The organism is Thiohalobacter sp. IOR34 (genome assembly GCF_030406045.1).
Lineage (GTDB): Bacteria > Pseudomonadota > Gammaproteobacteria > Thiohalobacterales > Thiohalobacteraceae.
The window spans coordinates 1286008-1302118 of record NZ_CP128988.1 but is presented as its reverse complement, the minus strand read 5'-3'; the positions used below and the strand labels follow the sequence as shown (position 1 = coordinate 1302118).

The window sequence follows — 16111 nt, the reverse complement described above, 5'->3', positions numbered from 1 at the left end:
TCACTTGCCATCGAGATAGAGTTCATCGTCGAAGCTGCACACCCAGGCCGGCCGCAGGGCGACCATCATGGTCATCAGCATGCCGTTCATCACCGCCTCCGAAAAGAACATCAGCGGGAAATAGGCCAGGTACTGCTGGCCCAGCCAGGCGAAACTGTGTACCCCGGCCAGCCAGAGGACGGCGGCCGTGGCGAAACCGACGGTGACGATGCCCAGCCCTGCGGCCAGAAAGGCGTTGACATAGACATAGACGAAGAAGTTGTAGGGCAGGCGTCGTCGTGCCAGGCCGAGCAACTGCCAGGTCACCAACACCGGCAGGCCACCCATGATCAGGCTGTTGAGGGCATAGGTCTCCAGGGCCCCATGACCGTTCAGGGTGGTGCCGAGCGTCACCAGGGCAACACCGAGAAAGGCCGCTGCCCAGCCGACCATCAGGGTCAGCGAGGTCACTCCCAGGAGGTGGAAATTGACACCGGGCTGGACCCCGGCACGCAGATTCCACAACAGCAGCAGGCCGACGCAGCTGGCGAACAGCAGATTGGAAAAGGCATTCTCGGTCAGGCGCTGCCAGGGGGCGCGCAGCAGGGCCAGCAGCAACAGGGCCACGAACAGCAGATCACTGCTGAGAAGCAGCCAGGTGGGAAGCAGACCGGCAGGAAAATCCATCGATGAACTCGTACCCTGAAGGGGCGGCTCTCTCGCTGCTCGTACGGAAGACCCAGTATAGCGCAAAGCCTGCCTAACAGCCGGTCGGACCTGGGCGATCGTAGCGGGCAGGGTGAGAGAACGAGAACGAATCCTCACGATTCCGAGGCGCATCGTGGGCACTACGCAACGGGAAATCGGGGAGATTCGCGCCGTTCTCCCGCCCGCGCAGTAGATCAGTCCCAGGTCCGACAGACTCCTGGGCCTGTCGACACCGCGCCAATCGCGGCCTGGAGGCCGCTCCTACCATGTGCCGCCATGCCCCGTAGGAGCGGCCTCCAGGCCACGATCCCCGGCGGGTCCGGCCACGCCATCATCCGGGGTCCCGATGCAATATGCAGCTAACAGCCTGTCGGAGTTGGGCGATCGTAGCGGGCAGGGTGGGAGAACGAATCTTCACGATTTCGAGACGCATCGTGGGCACTACGCAACGGGAAATCGGGGGGTTCGCGCCGTTCTCCCGCCCGCGCAGTAGCTCAGTCCCAGGTCCGGCAGACTCGGGCCTGTCGACTCCGCGCCAATCGCGGCCTGGAGGCCGCTCCTACCATGTGCCGCCATGCCCCGCAGGAGCGGCCTCCAGGCCGCGATCCCCGGCGGGTCCGGCCACGCCATCATCCGGGGGCCTGATGCAATATGCAGCTAACAGCCTGTCGGAGTTGGGCGATCGTAGCGGGCAGGGTGGGAGTACGAATCTTCACGATTTCGAGACGCATCGTGGGCACTACGCAACGGGAAATCGGGGGGTTCGCGCCGTTCTCCCGCCCGCGCAGTAGCTCAGTCCCAGGTCCGGCAGACTCGGGCCTGTCGACTCCGCGCCAATCGCGGCCTGGAGGCCGCTCCTACCATGTGCCGCCATGCCCCGCAGGAGCGGCCTCCAGGCCGCGATCCCCGGCGGGTCCGGCCACACCATCATCCGGGGGCCTGATGCAATATGCAGCATCGCTTGATAACCGCCAGCCCGGATATTGCACCAAGGCGGCGCGGCGGGTATCCGGGTTGACCCGCTCACCCCTCCAGGGCAAACACCTCCAGGGCATTGCGCGTGGTCTGGGCCGCCAGCGCCTCCGCTGGCTCGTCACGCACCTCGGCCAGCGCCTGCAGGCAGTCCGGCAGGTACTCCGGACTGTTGCGTTCCCCGCGGTGTGCGGCCACCGTGAGATCGGGGGCATCGGTCTCCAGCACCAGGGCCTCGGCGGGCAGCTCGCGGGCCAGGGCACGCAGCCGGCGCGAGCGCTCGTAGGTGAGCATGCCACCAAAGCCCAGCTTGAAGCCCAGATCGAGGTAGCGCTGCGCCTGCTGCAGGCTGCCGTTGAAGGCATGGGCGGTGCCGCCGCGCACCCCGCTGCGACGCAGACTGCGCAATACCTCCTCGTGGGCCTTGCGCACGTGCAGCACCACCGGCAGGCCCGCTTCCCTGGCAACCACCAGTTGAGCCTCGAACAGCCTCTGCTGCAAGCGGCGATCTGCCCCCGGGGGATGGAAATCGAGACCGATCTCTCCCACCGCCACCGCCGGATGCCCGGCGAGCCAGTGTTCCAGCCGCTTCACATCGGCGGCTTCGGTCACAAACAGCGGATGCAGGCCATAGGCCGGGTAAAGCCCCGGCTGAGCGTCACAGAGCGCCGCGATGCCTGCCCAGCCATCCGCCGTGACCCCGGGCACGATCAACCGCTTCACCCCCAGCCGACGGGCCCGTGCCAGGACTTCGTCGCGATCGGCAGCGAAGCGGATATCATCAATATGACAGTGGGTATCGATCAGTTCCACGCATCGAACTCCCTCAGCAGGAACCCCGGCATGCCTGACATCGGCAGCGATTCCATCGCTGGTTCAGGGACTTATTGATCCGCCCCATCATTGACCCGACAACTGAATATGCCGCGCCAATAACCATGCACAAAGAATGGAATTGGACTCATTCAAAAACTTGATCGCCTCCGAAAAATATTTAGCGCGCAGGCGGGCGGATTTTGTTCTATCAAAGATAGTGTCCAGATCACAGCAGGATGGCAGGAGGATGCCATGACAGATAAATACAACACACTCAACCCTCGCACTCTCGATGCAGGCGTCACCTACCACCGCCCGCCACAGCGCCTTCCGGAGAACGTCACGCTGGACCACCCGGCTACCGACGTCATGACCGACTTCAGCAAGGTCGCGGCCATCACCATGGGCCCCTGCGCCACCCTCGGCGCCGCCAACCAGCGGATGATCGCCACCGGCGTGCGCCTGCTGTTCGTCACCGACCAGTACAATGCCATCATCGGCGTGGTGACCACCACCGACCTGCAGGGGGAACGCCCGATGCAGTACCTGCAGGAGGTCGGCGGCAAGCGCGAGGACATCTACCTGCGTGACATCATGACCCCGCAGGACAAGCTCGACGTGCTGGAGATGCAGGACGTTGCCCGCTCCCGCGTCGGCGACATCGTCGCCACCCTGCAGCGCTGTGGCCGGCAGCACGCCCTGGTCGTCGATCGGGACGGTCAGGGACGGCAGCGGGTGCGCGGCCTGTTCTCGAGCACCCAGATCAGCAAGCAGCTCGGCACCCCCATCGAGACCACCGAGGTTGCCAACAGCTTCGCCGAGGTGAACGCCGTTCTCGCCTCCTGACGGACGCCAATCGCGGCCTGGAGGCCGCTCCTGCCAGGGTGCCGCCATGCCCCGTAGGAGCGGCCTCCAGGCCGCGATCCCCGATGGCTACGGCTATGCTTCGGCGGGCGACCGGTCAGCCTGCTTTGTCAGCAATCGAATCCTTGGTGCAATATCCGGGCTAGACCGGCAGGCCCTCCTCGGGCGGCATCTGCAGGTAATAGCCCTGTTCCCTGAGCTGGCGGCGGACCTCCTCGATGTCCGCCAGGGCCAGTTGCTGCCGCTCGTCCAGATCCAGGGTCATCACCAGTTGCAGCGGCCCCAGCAGTTCCAGCAGGGCTGCCGGCACCCGCTCGAAGTCCCCCTCCTGCTCGACATAGAGGTAGGTATCGGCCTTGCGAGGCCCCTTGTAGATGGCACAGGGCATGTATCTCACCTCAGAATATGCGGTGGCGCAGTGTACACCGCTGCGCTCAGACCGCTCAACGGCCGCGCTCCAGGGCCAGACAAAGATCGGCCATGGCCTGAAAGGTCTCGATGCGCACGCCGGCAGATTTGAAGTCCAGGGCGTCAGGGAAACCGCTGGCCGCCTCGGCACGGCGCCGCGCATCCGTCAGCCAGGCGCTTGCCCAGTCCAGGGTCAGCCTGTACTGCCCTGCGTCCAGCTCCGCCAGCGCCTGTTCCGCGACCGTCTGGAAACCGCTGCGTGACAGGGGCAGATGCAGGGCCGTCAGCGCCTGCAGGTCCTGGTCGAGGATGACCTGCAGCAGTTGCCGGGCACGCAGCTCAAGCAGCCGCTGACGTGCCGTTTCGGTATGGGCCGCCAGCAGGGCCTCGGCCTGTCGGTACACCGGTTCGTCCGTTGCCGCCGCGAAATTGACCACCAGGGCCTGGAGGCTGGCCAGGGCATCCTGGGTATGGGCGATGTCACGGGAACGTTCCAGAAGCCGTCGGCAGAAACGATCCAGGCGATCGAGGGGAATGGCAAGGGTGAGGGTCGGTGATTCGCTCATGCTAGTGTCGACCGGAGACGCGATGCCGGGGAGGCAGACCGCTTCAGCGGTCGTGCTCTGGCCCGGACACACAAAAAAGGGTTTACCGCCATGCGGGTAAACCCTTTTTTGGAATTGGCGTCCCCTAGGGGAGTCGAACCCCTGTCGCCGCCGTGAAAGGGCGGTGTCCTAGGCCTCTAGACGAAGGGGACGTTCACTACTCGTCACTCGGTCTGCTGAACTGGGTGGTGACCACACCGGTCAGCAAGGCTGCAAACCCCAGCGGCACCAGCATCAGCAGGTTGACGGCCAGGGCGTCCGCATCCTGGAACATGGCTGTGAAGCCACCGATCAGGCCGGCTGCGGTCAGGAGGATGCCGAAGACCACGGCGTATCGGCCCAAGCGGTGCATCACGGATGCGGAACCTTTTCGGTATCTGGTGGAGCTAGGCGGGATCGAACCGCCGACCTCCTGCATGCCATGCAGGCGCTCTCCCAGCTGAGCTATAGCCCCGAAAAGCGAAGCGCGAACTTTACGCCAAGCCCCTGCGGCTGTCAATACTGCCGGCCGTGGATTTCAGCCCCGCCGCTCGTGGCCCGCCGCGTCATGCCCGGCAAAGGCATGGCGGATATTGGCCAGGCTCATCAGCCGCTGCTGGACGCGGCCGTTGAGACTGTCGTCGGGAAAGTTGCCCTCGGCATCCGCCTCACCCGCCGCCATGCCGGTGAGCAGCTGCATCGCCTGATCGACGTGCTCCACGGCGTGCACGGCAAAGCGCCCCTCTGCCACCGCCTCGCGCACCTCGGCATCCAGCATCAGGTGTTCGAGATTGATCCGCGGGATGATCACCCCCTCACTGCCATCCAGCCCGCGCCGCTGGCAGATGGCAAAGAAGCCCTCGATCTTCTCGTTGACGCCGCCGACGGCCTGCACCTGACCGAGCTGGTCGACCGAGCCGGTCAGCGCCCAGCCCTGGCGGACCGGGACACTGGCCAGGGACGACAGCAGGGCGCAGAGTTCAGCCAGTGAGGCGCTGTCGCCTTCCACCCCGCCATAGGACTGTTCGAAGGTCAGGCTGGCAGCCAGCGACAGTGGATAGTTGGCCGAATAACGCGCCGCGAGGAAACTGGAGAGGATGAACACCCCCTTGGAATGCACCGGGCCGGCGAGATCGACCTCTCGCTCGATGTCGATCACCTCGCCCTCGCCGAGCCGGGTGGTGGCAGTGATCCGCGTCGGCACGCCGAAGGCGTAGTCGCCGCCCTCGATCACGGTCAGGCCATTGACCTGGCCGATCACCTCGCCGCGGGTATCGATGCGCAGCACGCCGCGGCCGATCTCCTCATAGAGCCGTTCCCGGTAGCGGTCCAGGCGATGGCGCCGGGCCTCGACCGCACGCTGCACGTCCGCCGCCTCGATCCACAGGCTGTCGCGCTCTCCGGCCCAATGGTTGGCCTCGGCCAGCAGGTCGGCAATGCTGCGCATGTGGGTGGAGAGCTTGGCCTCCTCCGCCGCCAGCCGGGCGGCGCGCTCGATCACCGCCGCCACCGCGTCGCGGCGCAGATGGCGCAGGCCGGCCTTGCGCACCAGGGTGGCCAGCACCCGGGCATAGAGGGCCTCGTTCTCGGCACTGCGCTCGATGACGTCATCGAAATCCGCCGCCACCTTGAACAGCTCGCTGAACTCCGGGTCCAGGTCGCAGAGCAGGTAGTACAGCAGCCGGTCGCCAAGCAGCACCACCTTGACGTCGAGCGGCATCGGATCCGGTTCCAGGGTAACAGTGCTGATCGGACTCACCGCCTGGACCAGCGACTCGATACGCAACTGGCGCGCGAACAGGGCGCGCTTCAGCGCCTGCCAGCTGAAGGGCTGTTCGAGCACCTTGCGCGCATCGAGCAGCAGATAGCCGCCATTGGCGCGATGCAGGGCGCCGGGTTTGATGAGGGTGAAATCGGTGAGCAGCGCGCCGAACTGTGCGAGGTACTCGGCGCGGCCCATGAGGCGTGGATGGGTGGGGTTGTCCTCGTAGACGAGGGGCGGACCGCTGGCGCCGCCGTTGTCGATCAGCAGATTCACGGCATAGCGTTCGAACGGCCCCGCCGCGCCCTGGCCCGCGCCTTCCTCGCCCGCCTCGCGGAACAGGCCGATGTTGTTCACCAGGTCGGCCTCCACTGCCTCCAGATAGGCCAGGGTCTCCGGAAACTCGCGGTAGCTGTCCCGCAATGCCTCCAGCAGCCGGCCCACGGCCTGGCGGGCCACCTCGTCATTGAGCTGGCGGATCCGCCGCCGGCGTTCGCGCTGCCACTGGGGAATGCGCTGGCGCAGCAGTTCCTCCAGTTCCGCCTGCAGCTCGGCGATCACCGCCTCGATGCGTTGCTGTTCTTCCTTCGGCAGCCTGGCGAAGGCATCGGGCGTCAGCACCTTGCCGTCACGCACGGCGGCAAAGGTAAACTCCCCCGGCTGCTGGAACAGGCGGATGTCGTTGGCCTCGGTCTTCTCCTGCAGCGCGGCGAAGGCCGCCTGCTGGCGCTGTTCGAATTCCTGGTTGATGGCCTGCAGACGGCGCTGGTAATCCTCGCCCTCGAACAGCGCCGGGATGGCGATCTGCAGCTCGTCGACCAGACTGTCCATGTCCGCCGCAAGCCGCGCCCCCATGCCGGCCGGAAGTCGCAACAGGCGCGGCCGGGTCGGATCGTCGAAGTTGTTGACGTAACACCAGTCCGAGAGCCGGGTCTCACCCGCCTCCTGCGCCAGCAACTGACGCACGGCGCTGTGCTTGCCACTGCCGTGGCGCCCGAGCACGAAGATGTTGTAACCCTCGTTCCGGATGCCGATACCGAAGCGGATCGCTTCCAGCGCGCGCGGCTGTCCGATGACGCCATCGAAGGACTCGAGCTCGTCCGTGGTCTCGAAAGCGAAGCGACTGGCGTCGCAGCGGTAGCTGAGCGCCTCGGGAGGAATCGTGCTGTCTGCTGTCATTGTTTTTTCCCATCGGCCTGCCGGCCTGACGCGCCGCAGAGGAGGCGCTATAGTTGAAGTTATGGTAACAAGGGTCGGCAGGCAAGGGGGCATTCCACCGGGAGATGGACATGATTGAGTCCGGGCCTGCTGCGGAAGGACGCCGCTGGGAGCATTTTGCCCACGGCGCGGACATCGGGGTACGCGGCTACGGCGACACGCCGGCTCAAGCCTTCGAGTCCGCCGCGCTGGCCCTGACCGCCGTGGTCACATCACCCGCGGCGGTACAGGCCAGGGATACCGTGAACATCCGTTGCCAGGCGCCGACACTCGACTTCCTGCTGCTCGACTGGCTGAACGCACTGATCTACGAAATGGCCACGCGACACATGCTGTTCGGCGACTTCCGGGTGGCGATCGACGGCGAGCATCTGCGGGGCGTGGCACTGGGCGAGACGGTCGATCCCGGCCGACATCGGCCGGCGGTGGAGATCAAGGGCGCCACCCTGACCGAGCTGAAGGTCGACCAGCAGGCCGACGGGCGCTGGCTGGCGCAGTGCGTGGTAGACGTCTGACGGAGGCACGAAGCCGAGCATGGATTCCAAACGCTTCACCAGGGTCTCCGACGTCGAGTGGCAGCTCGAAGCGAGCGGCGCCATGCAGGTGCCGGGCGTGATCTTCGCCGACAGCGAACTGCTCGCCGAGATGGACGACAAGGTTGGTGAACAGCTCGCCAATGTCGCTGCCCTGCCCGGCATCGTACAGGCCGCCTATGCCATGCCCGACGCCCACTGGGGCTATGGCTTCCCGATCGGTGGCGTGGCCGCCTTCGATCCCGCCGCGGGCGGCGTGATCTCTGCCGGCGGCGTCGGCTTCGACATCTCCTGCGGCGTGCGCACCCTGACCACCGGCCTGCCACGCACGGCGCTGGAGGGCCTGGAGGAGCGTCTGGCCGACAGCCTGTTCACGGCCATTCCCGCCGGTGTCGGCAGCACCGGCCACCTGCGTCTCAACGAGCGGGAGATGGACGCCATGCTCGAGGGCGGCGCGCAATGGGCCGTGGCGCGCGGCTATGGCAGTGAAGATGATCTGGAACATACCGAGGAGAAGGGCCGCATGGCCGGCGCCCTGCCGGATGAGGTCTCGAGCCAGGCCAAGCACCGCCAGCGCGACGAGATGGGCACCCTCGGCTCCGGCAACCACTACCTGGAAGTGCAGGAGATCGAGCAGATCTATCACCCGGCCACCGCCAACGTCTTCGGCCTGCGCCAAGGCGACATCGTGATCAGCATCCACTGCGGCTCGCGCGGCCTGGGCCACCAGATCGGCACCGACTACCTGCGGCGCATGGCGCTGGCCGCGGCGGACCACGGCATCGAGCTGCCGGACCGCGAGCTGGCCTGCGCGCCCCTGGAATCCGATCTCGGCCGCGCCTACCTGGGCGCGATGCGCGCCGGCATCAACTGCGCCCTGGCCAACCGCCAGATCCTCACCCATCTCACCCGGCATGCCGTGTGGCGGGTGATCGAGGACCTGCCGCTGGATCTGCTCTACGACGTCTCGCACAACACCTGCAAGGAGGAGACCCATGTGGTCGACGGCGTCGAGCGGCGCCTGTTCGTGCATCGCAAGGGCGCCACCCGCGCCTTCGGGCCAGGTCATCCCGAGCTGCCTGCGGCCTTCGCGGAGACCGGTCAGCCGGTGCTGATCGGCGGCTCGATGGGCACGGCATCCTGGATCCTGGCCGGGATGAGTGCACCCGGCGCCCCCGGCTTCGCCTCGGCCTGCCATGGCGCCGGCCGCGCCATGAGCCGCACCCAGGCCCGCAAGCGCTGGCGCGGCGGCAGGCTGATCGACGACCTCGCCCAGCGCGGCATCCTGATTCGCAGCCAGACGATGCGCGGCGTGGCGGAAGAGGCCCCCGGGGCCTACAAGGACGTGAGCGCGGTGGTCGAGGTCGCCGAGCGCGCCGGCCTGGCACGCAAGGTGGCCCGGCTGAAACCGCTGATCTGCATCAAGGGCTGAAGAAGACGATGCCTGTCCACAACGAAGACATCGCCCGCATCTTCGACCAGATCGCAGACCTGCTGGAGATCGAGGGCGCCAACCCGTTCCGCATCCGCGCCTACCGCAACGCCTCCCGCACCCTGCGCGAACTGGGTCAGGACGTGCGCCTGCTGCGCGAGGCCGGCGAGGACCTGACCCGGCTGCCGGGTATCGGCAAGGACCTGGCGGCCAAGATCGCTGAAATCATCGAGACCGGCCGCTGCCGGGCGCTGGAGAAGCTGCAGAAACGCCTGCCGCCCGATCTCTCCGAACTGCTGCGCATCCCCGGCCTTGGCCCCAAGCGGGTCCATGCCCTGTATCACGATCTGGACATCCACACCCTTGAACAACTGGAGCGCGCCGCCCGCGACGGCCGCATCCGCGAGCTGCCGGGCTTTGGCGCCAAGACCGAGGCACGCATCCTCGAGACCCTGGCCGCCCATGCCGACAGCAGCCGGCGCTTCAAGCTGGCGGTCGCCGCCCAGTATGCCGAACCGCTGCTCGCCTATCTGCGCGCCCTGCCCGGCGTGGAACAGGCCGAGGTGGCGGGCAGCTACCGACGCGCCAAGGAGACGGTCGGCGACCTCGACATCCTGGCCATCGCCGAGGACGGCGAGGCCGTGACCCGCGCCTTCACCGAGTACGACGAGGTGGAGAACGTGCTCTCCCAGGGACCTACCCGCGCCACCGTGCTGCTGCGCTCGGGCCTGCAGGTCGACCTGCGGGTGGTCCCCGCCGAGAGCTACGGCGCGGCGCTCTACTACTTCACCGGCAGCCGGGCACACAACATCGCAGTACGCCGCCTCGCCCAGAAGCGGGGGCTGAAGTTCAACGAATACGGGGCCTGGCGGGGACGACGTCGGGTCGCCGGCGACACCGAGCCGTCCATGTTCCGGGCCATCGGCCTGCCCTTCATCCCCCCCGAGCTGCGCGAGAACCGTGGCGAGATCGAGGCGGCACGCGCCGGGCTGCTGCCGAAGCTGGTCGAACTCGGCGATCTGCGCGGCGACCTGCACTGCCACAGCCGCGCCAGTGACGGCCATGCCTCGATCCGGCAGATGGCCGAAGCGGCCCGTGACCATGGGTTCGAATACCTGGCCATCACCGAACACTCCAAGCGCCTCACCGTGGCCCGCGGCCTGGACAGCCGGCGGCTGCTACAGCAGATCGAGGCCATCGACGAGCTGAACGAAAAGCTCGGGGGCATCACCCTGCTCAAGGGCATCGAGGTGGATATCCTGGAGGATGGCAGCCTGGACATGCCGGACGCGGTACTGGCCCGCCTCGACCTGGTGATCGGCGCGGTGCACAGCAAGTTCGACCTGTCCCGGGCAAAACAGACGCGACGCATCCTGCGCGCCATGGACAATCCCTACTTCACACTGCTCGCCCACCCCAGCGGCAGGCTGATCGAGCGCCGCGCGCCCTATGACGTCGACATGAACCGCGTCATCCACCACGCCCGCCAGCGCGGCTGCTACCTGGAACTCAACGCCCACCCGGAGCGGCTGGATCTGCTCGACACCCACTGCCAGATGGCCCGCGAGGAAGGGGTGCTGGTCAGTATCAATTCGGATGCGCACAGCGTGCAGGACTTCGACAACCTGCGCTTCGGCGTCGGCCAGGCGCGGCGCGGCTGGCTGGAGAAGAAGGACGTGCTCAACACCCGCAGCCTGGCGCAGCTGCGGCGGCTGCTGAAGAAGGTGCGCGGTTGAGAGGGGAGACCGCGGCCTGCGTGATCCGGGAATGACGGATGACACCATGGCGGGCCTGCACCCCGCACGTCTATCCCGATCGCGGCCTGGAGGCCGCTCCTACAGGGCATGGCGGTACGCTTCGCTGCGGGGGCGGCGTCCACGCCGCGATGGCCGGGGTGGCGGCGATGATCCGGCCGGCGGGTGCCGTCCCCTGCCCCGATCGCGGCCTGGAGGCCGCTCCTACAGGGGCATGGCGGCACGCTTCGCTGCGGGGGCGGCGTCCAGGCCGCGATGGCCGGCGAGGCGGCGGGTGGGTGCCGTTCCCTGTCGTCCCGATCGCGGCCTGGAGGCCGCTCCTACAGGGGGCATGGCGGTACGCTTCGCTGTGGGGGCGGTGGCGATGATCCGGGCCGGCGGGTGCCGTCCCCTGTCCCGATCGCGGCCTGGAGGCCGCTCCTACAGGGCATGGCGGTACGCTTCGCTGTGGGGGCGGTGGCGATGATCCGGCCGGCGGGTGCCGTCCCCTGCCCCGATCGCGGCCTGGAGGCCGCTCCTACAGGGGCATGGCGGTACGCTTCGCTGTGGGGGCGGTGGCGATGATCCGGCCGGCGGGTGCCGTCCCCTGCCCCGATCGCGGCCTGGAGGCCGCTCCTACAGGGGGCATGGCGGTACGCTTCGCTGTGGGGGCGGCGTCCACGCCGCGATGGCCTCGCATGGAGGCCAGCTCAGGCTGTGCACGCGCATCAGACCCGATGGACGGCGCATGGCGGCGCCAGTCCCGCCATGCGCCGGGCGGCCGTAGCGTGCAGACGCTCACTCGACCTTGATGGTCTTGCGCTTCGAACGGGCCTGCTTGGGCAAGGTCAGTTCCAGGATGCCGTCCTTGAAGCTGGCCTTGGCCTTGTCGGGGTCGACCGACGCCGGCAGGGTCAGGGTGCGGCTGAAGCTGCCCTGGGCAATCTCCGAACGGACATAGTCCCCCTTCTCTTCCTTGTGTTCCAGTTTGGTGCTGCCCTTGAGGGTCACGCTGTCCTCGTTGACCGAGATGTCGATATCCTTCTTGTCAACGCCCGGAAGTTCGGCACGCAGCAGGATCTCGTCTTCCCGGTCGATGATGTCGACCTTCGGTCCGGGACCGCTGTACACGGCCGGCATCTCGGCCCAGCTCGGCCACTCCCAGCGTGACGGCAGCAGACCGCCTCGGTTGAAGAGTTCGAACATGCGTTCCATCTCGGCAAAGGGACCCGGCAAGGTCCGCGGCCGGAGCTGTCCGGCCTGTTTCTCGGTGACAGTGGGTGTAGTGTTCTCTTTGCTCATGATCTTGCCCTCCTTGTTGAGGCGGACACGCCTGGCGTCCGCACACACGACTGCGGCCAATCAGAGCAGAACGGAGATCTCCGCCCGCAGTTCGTCGGCCGGCATCCGAACCAGATCCTTGTCGATCTCCTCGACCACGCGCTGGGCCAGCTCCGGGGTCAGCTTGTTACGCAGCAGACCGAGGAAATGCGGTGCCGCAACCAGCACCAGCTCGTCGAAGCTGTCCTTGAGCCGCTCCTCCTCCAGCCGTTCGGCGAGTTGCCTGGCAAAAACGATCTGCACCTCCTCGGTGGCCGGCACCTCCTCGTCGAGCACATGCGGCCCGAAACCGCCGCCACCCCCGTCGCGACCGGGATCGTCGCTCACCAGGTCGCCCTCGTGCAGGCGCCCCTCGGGATTGACGAAATCGGCGATCTCGCGCAGCGGTGCCGCCTTGGCCTCGGCCAGATAGAGCTTCGCCCGGCTGCCTTCGGCGACCAGTACCATGGTTCTCGTCATTGCATGCATCTCCTTGTTGCGGCATGACATTCAGGCCTGACAGGTTGGCTATCGGTCGATAAACCTGCCCTTGGCCAGTGGGGAACTGACCTGACAGGCTGTTGAAAAAACCCTCTGACGGCAGGATACGGCGTTGAAAAATGGCTCAAAATGCTCATTTACGGCCATGTAAACTGCGCTTTTTCGCCATTTTTTGCCTTGTCTCGCACTCGCCAGAGACTTTTTCAACAGCCTGCTAATATGTGGGTCGCAGCCGGGCAAAAAACAAGGGGTGGGGAGATCAGTCGCTGCGCGCGTCGATCCAGGCCAGGGCACGGTCGATACGGGCCAGGGTCCGTTCCCGCCCGACCAGCCAGACGGTGACGTCGATGGGAGGCGAGACCGGGCCGCCGGAGACCGCGACCCGCAGCGGCTGGGCCACCTTGCCCAGCTTGAGATCCAGCGCCTCGGCCGTCTCCTGCACCGCCTGATGGATGGGCCCGGGGGCCCACTCCTCCAGCGCCGCCAGACGCTCGCGAAGCAGGGCCAGCGGCTCGCGGGTCGCCGGCTTGAGGTTCTTCTTCGCCGCTTTCTCGTCGAACTCCTCGATGTCGCGGTAGAAAAAGACACTGTTCTCGGCCATCTCCACCAGGGTCCTGGCCCGCTCCTGCTGCGCCTTGACCACCTCCACCAGATCCGGCTCCGGGGCGGGGTCGATGTTCAGGCGGCCGAGGTGGTGGCTGAGGTGCCGGGCGACATGCTCCGGCGGGCTGTTCTTGATGTACTGCTGGTTGAGCCAGACCAGCTTGTCCGGGTTGAAGGTCGAGGCGGCCTTGTTGACGTCCGGCAGATCGAACAGCTCGACCATCTCGTCGATGCTGAAGATCTCCTGGTCGCCGTGCGACCAGCCGAGCCGCACCAGGTAGTTGAGCAGCGCCTCCGGGAGGTAACCTTCCTCGCGGTACTGCATGACGCTGACCGCACCATGGCGCTTGGAGAGCCGCTTGCCGTCCGGGCCGAGAATCATCGGCACATGGGCGTAGACCGGTGGTTCGGCGCCCAGGGCGCGCAGGATGTTGATCTGCCGGGGGGTATTGTTGAGGTGGTCGTCACCGCGGATGACATGGGTGATGTCCATGTCGGAGTCGTCCACCACCACGGTCAGGTTGTAGGTCGGCGAGCCGTCGCTGCGCTGGATGATGAGGTCGTCCAGCTCGCTGTTCTGGAATACCACCCGGCCGCGGATCAGGTCGTCGACCACCACCTCGCCCTCGGTGGGGTTGCGGAAGCGGATCACATAGGGCGCATCGGGCGACGGCGGTTCGACACCGGCCCGGCAGTGTCCGTCATAGCGCGGTTTCTCCTTGCGCGCCATCTGCTCCTCGCGCAGCGCCTCGATCCTCTCCTTGCTGCAATAGCACTTGTAGGCATGGCCGGTTTCCAGCAACTGGTCGATGATGACCTTGTAGCGGTCGAAGCGGTGGGTCTGGTAGAAGGGACCCTCGTCGTACTCCAGCCCCAGCCAGGTCATGCCTTCGAGGATGGCGTTGACCGATTCGGCGGTGGAGCGTTCCAGGTCGGTATCCTCGATGCGCAAGATGAAGCTGCCGCCATGCTTGCGGGCATAGAGCCAGGAGAACAGCGCCGTGCGGGCGCCACCGATGTGCAGGTAACCGGTCGGGCTGGGGGCGAAACGGGTGCGTACGGTCATGGCTGTGGATGCGGCCTCGGCTGGATGGGGAGGAGCATTCTAGCAAATGCCCGGCGGCGCCGTCAGTGCAGATCGCCCGCCAGGCAACCCCGGCGCAAGCAGCCGCAGGCGGAAACCCCATGGCTGCGGACGTCAAAGATACGTCAGCCTCGCGGCATATGGAGGAAGAGCTTCAGCAGCGCAGCGCGCGGCTACTAAGACAAACGATAACAAAGCCTCATTCAGCGGGTCTCTGGTCGATCAGCCCGCAAGGCGCAATGGCGCCGGCAGGGTGATTCCCTGTCAAGCCATTGCAACGTTGCGGATGGCCGTCCAGAGGCCCGCCCGCAGGGAGCTTGCCAGGCGCCCCGGCTCTGCGTTGTGCCCCTTGGCAAGGGCGGGCCATTCCCTGCGGGGCACGCCTTGATCCGGGGCGCCTGGCAAGCTCTGAATGAGGCTTTGTTATCGTTTGTCTTAGTAACTGACCGCGGGGACAGGCATTGCCCACCCTCCACGGGCTGCTAAAGTAAATTCATCCCTCGTCGTATAGTATGAATAGGGATTTCCCTCCCGGGAAGGAGGGACCATCGGTTGCCGGCCCTGAAATGGTGCCGCAACGAGGGAGCGACACATGATGCAGGAACGCCACCTATTCTTCGGGCTGCTGTCGGGCTGTCTTGCCCTGCTCCTGGCGCTGAATGCCGGCGCCACGCCTCTCCTGGAAACGCTGCCGAACGGCCTCAAGGTCCGGGCCGACTACCAGCCGGGCAGCGCGGGCAGGCCGGCCGTGCTGCTGCTGCATGGTTTCCTGCAGACCCACGAGTTTCCAACCGTTCAGCGCCTGTCAGACTCCCTGCAGGAACTCGGCTATCCGGTCTTCAGACCCACCCTCAGCCTGGGTATCGACGGGCGGCGCCGCAGCCTGCCCTGCGAGGCGATACAGAACCACAGCCTGGACGAGGCCGTGGCCGAGATCGGCTTCTGGGTCGACTGGCTGGTCCAGCATGGCCACAGCCAGGTGGTCCTCATCGGACACAGCAGCGGCAGCATCATGGAGATAGCCTATCTGCGTCAGCCCCGACCGGAGGTAAAGAAGGCCATCCTCATCAGTCTTACCTATTTCGGCCAGGACACCAGCCTGTTCCAGGGGGGCGGCAAGAGCCATGACCGGCTGCGCGCCGAACAGTTGCAAGCCGCTGGCGACACCGCTCTGCACCCCTTCCGGCTCGCCTACTGCAAGGAATACGTCAGCACGGCCGCGCAGGCGCTGAGCTACTATGCCTGGGACAAGGCCCGGGTGCTGCAGACCCTGGCCGGGCTGCAGGTACCGGTGGAGGTGGTGATCGGCAGTGCCGACAGCCGCATGAACGAGGCCTGGAAGAAGGCGCTGGCCGAACAGGGCGTCAGTCTGTCGATCATTGACGGGGCCGACCACTTCTTCGATGCCGAACACGAGTTCGACCTGCTGGACCGGATCGAGGTCCTGTTGCAAGGGCGTGCCCGCTAGCCCGGATTTTGCGCCAAGGCGGCCCGCATGATCGGAATGCAGACTGACATCCAAGGCCGGGAGGCTCGCAAATGGCTCCTCATAGCGGGGTACGGTTTGTGCCTGTTCGATCTCAGAACGCATCCG

The 16111-nt window shown here is 66.4% G+C and carries 14 protein-coding genes and 2 tRNA genes; 5 read left to right on the top strand and 11 right to left on the bottom strand.

Going from position 1 to position 16111, the window contains the following annotated elements; translation table 11 throughout:
- On the bottom strand, positions 1 to 666 hold the full coding sequence (locus QVG61_RS06005; RefSeq protein ID WP_289932466.1) for an energy-coupling factor ABC transporter permease: 666 nt from the start codon (positions 664 to 666) through the stop codon (positions 1 to 3).
- A gap of 1044 nt (positions 667 to 1710) precedes the next feature.
- Positions 1711 to 2472, bottom strand: coding sequence for a TatD family hydrolase (locus QVG61_RS06000; protein ID WP_289932465.1), 762 nt, complete (start codon positions 2470 to 2472; stop codon positions 1711 to 1713).
- Positions 2473 to 2727: 255 nt separating this feature from the next.
- Here QVG61_RS06000 and QVG61_RS05995 point away from each other — a divergent pair, with 255 nt between their 5' ends.
- On the top strand, positions 2728 to 3321 hold the full coding sequence (locus tag QVG61_RS05995; protein WP_289932464.1) for a CBS domain-containing protein: 594 nt from the start codon (positions 2728 to 2730) through the stop codon (positions 3319 to 3321).
- Between the two features lie 160 nt (positions 3322 to 3481).
- On the opposite strand, the gene QVG61_RS05990 is transcribed toward QVG61_RS05995, so the two are convergent.
- The 6 genes from QVG61_RS05990 to QVG61_RS05965 all read right to left on the bottom strand — a co-directional run bounded on the left by QVG61_RS05990 (position 3482) and on the right by QVG61_RS05965 (position 7272).
- Positions 3482 to 3727 carry a YcgL domain-containing protein gene (locus QVG61_RS05990; protein ID WP_289932463.1) on the bottom strand — a complete coding sequence of 82 codons (246 nt, stop codon included), beginning with the start codon at positions 3725 to 3727 and terminating at the stop codon, positions 3482 to 3484.
- A gap of 55 nt (positions 3728 to 3782) precedes the next feature.
- On the bottom strand, positions 3783 to 4313 hold the full coding sequence (locus tag QVG61_RS05985) for a hypothetical protein (protein ID WP_289932461.1): 531 nt from the start codon (positions 4311 to 4313) through the stop codon (positions 3783 to 3785).
- Between the two features lie 115 nt (positions 4314 to 4428).
- Positions 4429 to 4504 (bottom strand) — tRNA-Glu (locus QVG61_RS05980).
- Positions 4505 to 4509: 5 nt separating this feature from the next.
- Positions 4510 to 4695, bottom strand: a complete 186-nt coding sequence (locus QVG61_RS05975) for a hypothetical protein (RefSeq protein ID WP_289932460.1) — start codon at positions 4693 to 4695, stop codon at positions 4510 to 4512.
- A 35-nt stretch (positions 4696 to 4730) separates the two neighbouring features.
- Positions 4731 to 4806 (bottom strand) — tRNA-Ala (locus tag QVG61_RS05970).
- A 63-nt stretch (positions 4807 to 4869) separates the two neighbouring features.
- Complete coding sequence (locus QVG61_RS05965) at positions 4870 to 7272, bottom strand: ATP-binding protein (protein WP_289932458.1); 2403 nt, start codon at positions 7270 to 7272, stop codon at positions 4870 to 4872.
- A gap of 110 nt (positions 7273 to 7382) precedes the next feature.
- Here QVG61_RS05965 and QVG61_RS05960 point away from each other — a divergent pair, with 110 nt between their 5' ends.
- Genes QVG61_RS05960 through polX form a run of 3 tightly spaced genes read left to right on the top strand, consistent with a single transcriptional unit; the run spans position 7383 to position 11012 of the window.
- Entirely contained in the window at positions 7383 to 7826 is a 444-nt protein-coding gene (locus QVG61_RS05960) for an archease (protein WP_289932455.1), read from the top strand.
- 19 nt (positions 7827 to 7845) lie between these two features.
- Positions 7846 to 9276: an RtcB family protein gene (locus tag QVG61_RS05955; RefSeq protein ID WP_289932453.1), complete on the top strand. Its 1431-nt coding sequence runs from the start codon at positions 7846 to 7848 to the stop codon at positions 9274 to 9276.
- A gap of 8 nt (positions 9277 to 9284) precedes the next feature.
- On the top strand, positions 9285 to 11012 hold the full coding sequence (polX, locus tag QVG61_RS05950) for a DNA polymerase/3'-5' exonuclease PolX (protein ID WP_289932452.1): 1728 nt from the start codon (positions 9285 to 9287) through the stop codon (positions 11010 to 11012).
- Positions 11013 to 11807: 795 nt separating this feature from the next.
- Here polX and QVG61_RS05945 read toward each other — a convergent pair.
- From QVG61_RS05945 to gltX, 3 genes are all read right to left on the bottom strand, one after another.
- A complete protein-coding gene (locus QVG61_RS05945; RefSeq protein WP_289932451.1) occupies positions 11808 to 12311 on the bottom strand; it encodes an Hsp20/alpha crystallin family protein in 504 nt (167 codons plus the stop codon).
- Between the two features lie 60 nt (positions 12312 to 12371).
- Complete coding sequence (locus QVG61_RS05940; RefSeq protein ID WP_289932450.1) at positions 12372 to 12809, bottom strand: host attachment protein; 438 nt, start codon at positions 12807 to 12809, stop codon at positions 12372 to 12374.
- Positions 12810 to 13089: 280 nt separating this feature from the next.
- Positions 13090 to 14499 carry a glutamate--tRNA ligase gene (gene gltX / locus QVG61_RS05935; protein WP_289932449.1) on the bottom strand — a complete coding sequence of 470 codons (1410 nt, stop codon included), beginning with the start codon at positions 14497 to 14499 and terminating at the stop codon, positions 13090 to 13092.
- Between the two features lie 610 nt (positions 14500 to 15109).
- Here gltX and QVG61_RS05930 point away from each other — a divergent pair.
- On the top strand, positions 15110 to 15985 hold the full coding sequence (locus QVG61_RS05930; protein ID WP_289932448.1) for an alpha/beta hydrolase: 876 nt from the start codon (positions 15110 to 15112) through the stop codon (positions 15983 to 15985).
- Positions 15986 to 16111 lie beyond the last annotated feature (126 nt).